Below are 3873 nucleotides of genomic sequence, written 5' to 3' on the forward strand. Positions count from 1 at the left end.
GTGTGCAGGGATTGGACGGCCACATGGCTAAACTTATCATCCATCATTTTGGCCAGGGCCACTTCCGGCGAGTCCAACTGCTTGCCCTGTTTGGCGAGCTTGTTGCGGATGATATGAGAGGTGTAGGCCCAGCGGACCGGAATCCCCGGGTAGGCGTCCTTGACTTTTTTATCGATGTTTTCAAAGGAGACCTGGGCCGAGGCTTCGCTGGATCCGAAAGCGACCAGCAGGATGCCTACTTTTTTGGGTCCCTTGTGGCCATGTCCACCGGACGCCAAAGCAAGACCGGTCGCCAGAAGTGCCAGCATGCCAATAATCAACAAGCCCCATCTTTTCACGATGCATACCTCCTTTAAGTTTAATCTACCTGGTGTCTGTGGGCACAAAAAAACCCTTCATGCAAAAATTGGCATGAAGGGTTGCACCCAGTTTACTTGGCCCTTGCGAATAGGTGATCACCCCTTTCATCGGGGGTATCCTGATTATTCTAAAGGCAGGTCTTCTGGCTTTCGGATCGACCTACTTTCTGCACCTTCCCGTCTCGTTCCAACGCGAGGCAGTGGTATTGCAAATTTCGTCCCCGATCACAGCGGCGGGACCGCTCCCGATTTCAACGGGATTCCCTATTAAGCCCTGACAGGCACCTTTCGAGTATAAGCTCTTATCTGACTGGATCATCTTTGTCAATCGCTGGTTCTCTTCTTTGAGAGGCCATCCTGAATTTGAGGCTTTTTCCTTCGATACCATTCCCCAATTCCATATACTCCCATATTTTGAAAGCGAGTCTGAAAGATCGCTTGCCTTTTATTTTATCCAACGATAATCTTCGAAAAAAACATTCACGGTTCCGCTTCGCATGGAAGAAAAAAAATGAAGGTAGACATCGGATACGAGAACAGCGAAGATGCCCATTCCGCGGGTTTCAATGTTGCGAGGATGGCACTTGAAAAAGGGCAGATCAGTGATCCCGGTGTCGTCCTCGCGTTTTGCCATGGAACCATGGATCATTCCGATTTCTTCGAGGGGTTGCGTTCGGCGGTTGGCGGTGACGTCCCCATCATTGGTGGTTCCGCCATCGGCATCATTACCAATGATCACTTATGCTATGAGGGTTGTCCGGCTGGAGCGGCTATTTTATCGTCACCAACCATCTCTTGCCACTGGGCTTATGCCGGGGGGCTGGATCGTGATGAAAAAGCCGCGGGGGAAGCCCTTGGCCGCCAAATTCCAACCAATCGGGAAGATTTATTATTCCTTCTCCTGTACGATTCGATAAAATGGCCACCCTCAGAAAGCTCACCACCGGTCATGAATGCGTCCCCATTGCTGATCAAAGGCGTCGAAAAGACGATGCACACGAAAGCGCCTATCATCGGCGCCGGTGTGCTCGGCCACGTTGATTTTCGACCGACGCAGCAATTTTGCGGAAATCATGTAGGGACCCAGGAGGCTGTGGGTCTGATGCTTTGTGGAGACTATTCAGTCTATCATTGTGTGATGCATGGATGTGCACTTCAGGACGGAATTTATCGCACCATTACCCGCATTGAAGGTGCAAAGATTTATGAATTGGACGGGCAATCCATCGTATCAATCATAGACGAAATTTATGGTAATCAGGAATGGCAAAAACAGATGCCGCTAAAAAGATTGGCCATTGGCATCAATCAAGGAAATCCCTTCGAAGACTTCAAAGAAGAAAATTATGTGAATCGACTCATCACTGGTGTGCTCCCGGATAAAGATGGGATTATGATTTTCGAGCCTGACTTGGCGGTTGGCTCCAGGATTCAATTTATGTTAAGAGATTCGCAGGAAATGATTCTTTCAGCCCGGAATAACACGGAAAAACTCATGTCAAAGATCCTGGCAGACCAGAAGCGGCCTGTCTTTGGTTTATACATCGATTGTGCAGGCCGGACCGCCGCTTTATCCGACACAATGACGGAAGAGGCCTCAGCGGTCGTTGGTACATTGAACCGATACCAAGCGCCTTTGCTGGGTTTTTATTCAGGTGTTGAAGTTGCCCCGATGTTTGGAAGGAGTATCGGCCTCGACTGGACGGGTGTTTTAACGGTAATCGCACGCTAAGCCCTAATCTTGCATAAACGATATAAAAGAATAGAAGTAATTTTCTATTATTATTTTGAATATAGGACAGTTTTTACCCTTTTCTTGGTGTCACAATTGGTGAATTCCAAAATTCCAAAAATAGCGGCTTTTTTCTCACTTTCTCAACTTTCGGGGTTAGCTGACAGAAGCTAATAAATTGGGGTAAGACTATGAATTAATTTAAGAAAAATGTTGAAGAGCCCAGTCTTTTGATTTATAGTGAATTTGCGAATAAACACAATAATATCAAAAGGAAAGGGCTCAAATGATTCATAGCAGCATTGACCCCCAAACACAAGCCGACATCTGCATTCTTGGTAAAATCGACGACTTTTTCAACCGATTTAAGATTACTTCCACTTTGCATCGGTGCGGTATCCGAAAACGTCGCGGGCACAGTGTGCGTTCTTTGATAATGACCATTTTTACATTGCCTTTTGTTGGCAAGAACTTCTTTAGAGGCATTGTGATCAACAGCGAACTGGCGTTCGGTAAAGATGCTGCCTACGAACTCCTCAAAGGCTGTAAGTCAAACTGGCGACATCTCTTGCTGCTTTTAGGTGCCCGGCTTTATGGCTTCTTCAACCGGTTGACCGATGAAAAACGCGATTCGGTGCTGATTGTTGATGACAGCCCGTACGATCGATCTCGGTCCAAGATGGTGGAACTTTTGTCCCGGGTTTGGGACCACAGCAGCGGGCGTTTCCTCAAAGGGTTTCGCATGCTCACGGTCTGCTGGTCCGACGGTATCAGTTGCCTGCCGATGGACTTTGCCCTGTTGTCATCGGCTGATGCCAAAAAGCGACTTTGTGAAAGCTATAAATCCATGGACAAGCGCTGCTGTGCCTGGCAGCGCCGAAAGGAGGCGACCATTAAGGCGACTGATCATCTGGAAGCGATGGTCAAACGCATTCTGGCTGCAGGGGTTGATGCAAAATACCTGCTCATGGACAGTTGGTTTACCATGCCGGCCACCGTCACGGCGTTGAAAGACCATATTGATGTCATCGGCATGGTGAAAAAAACGCCCAAGATCCATTACGGCTACAGCGGGCATCAAATGGACCTGATGGCCATTTACCGGAAGCTCAAGAAGCGCCGTGGCCGCGCCAAAATCAAAGCCAGCGCCATCGTAACGCTGAAAGATGGACCCAAAGTTAAACTGGTCTTCGTTCGGGACAGGCGCAAGAAAGACTGGTTGGCGTTATTGTCCACGGACATCGAACTGGCGAACGAAGAAATCATACGTATTTACGGGAAGCGCTGGGATATTGAAGTGTTCTTCAAAATGGCCAAGCAGCATTTAAAACTGGCCAAAGAAATCCAATGTCGGGACTTCGATGCATTGATTGCCCATACCAGCATTGTGTTCATGCGGTATATGTTTCTTGCCTACCAATGCCGGATTGAGACGGATCATCGGACCTTTGGAGATCTGTTTTATGCCTGCTGCGATGAGATGGCAGATATTTCCTTCATCGAAGCCCTCTACCGGATATTAACCCTTGCCGGTGAACGGTTGAGAGAAATCGGCAGTTATTGTGAGAAAACGGCATCAGCAATATTTGATGCCATCATTGAAAACGCACTGCAATATGTCGGCTTGTCAAAGAGCGATGGGGTGACGGTTTTGGCGTAACCCCGAAAGTTGAGTTAATTAACGTTTATGGTAAATATGCCGATAGCATATTAAGTGCATGATTTCAGATAGCTAGTGAAATTCAAAAAAATGATAAAACATATAAAAAAAATTACGCCAAA

At 47.5% G+C, this 3873-nt stretch carries 3 protein-coding genes and 1 riboswitch; of the genes, 2 read left to right on the forward strand and 1 reads right to left on the reverse strand.

All coding sequences use genetic code 11. The features are described 5' to 3' along the window. A partial coding sequence (locus ABYV26_RS22575) for a sirohydrochlorin cobaltochelatase (protein ID WP_372683613.1) occupies window positions 1-338 on the reverse strand: 338 nt, incomplete at its 3' end. A gap of 136 nt (window positions 339-474) precedes the next feature. Next, window positions 475-663: riboswitch (cobalamin riboswitch) on the reverse strand. A 207-nt stretch (window positions 664-870) separates the two neighbouring features. On the opposite strand from ABYV26_RS22575, the gene ABYV26_RS22580 reads away from it, so the two are divergent. Both ABYV26_RS22580 and ABYV26_RS22585 read left to right on the forward strand, forming a co-directional pair. Beyond that, window positions 871-2091, forward strand: a complete 1221-nt coding sequence (locus tag ABYV26_RS22580) for an FIST N-terminal domain-containing protein (RefSeq protein ID WP_372683614.1) — start codon at window positions 871-873, stop codon at window positions 2089-2091. Window positions 2092-2377: 286 nt separating this feature from the next. Next, the gene (locus ABYV26_RS22585; RefSeq protein ID WP_372683615.1) at window positions 2378-3751 is read left to right on the forward strand and encodes a transposase; all 1374 of its coding nucleotides are present in this window, start codon (window positions 2378-2380) and stop codon (window positions 3749-3751) included. Window positions 3752-3873 lie beyond the last annotated feature (122 nt).

The organism is Desulfosarcina sp. (assembly GCF_041551955.1).
GTDB lineage: Bacteria > Desulfobacterota > Desulfobacteria > Desulfobacterales > Desulfosarcinaceae > Desulfosarcina.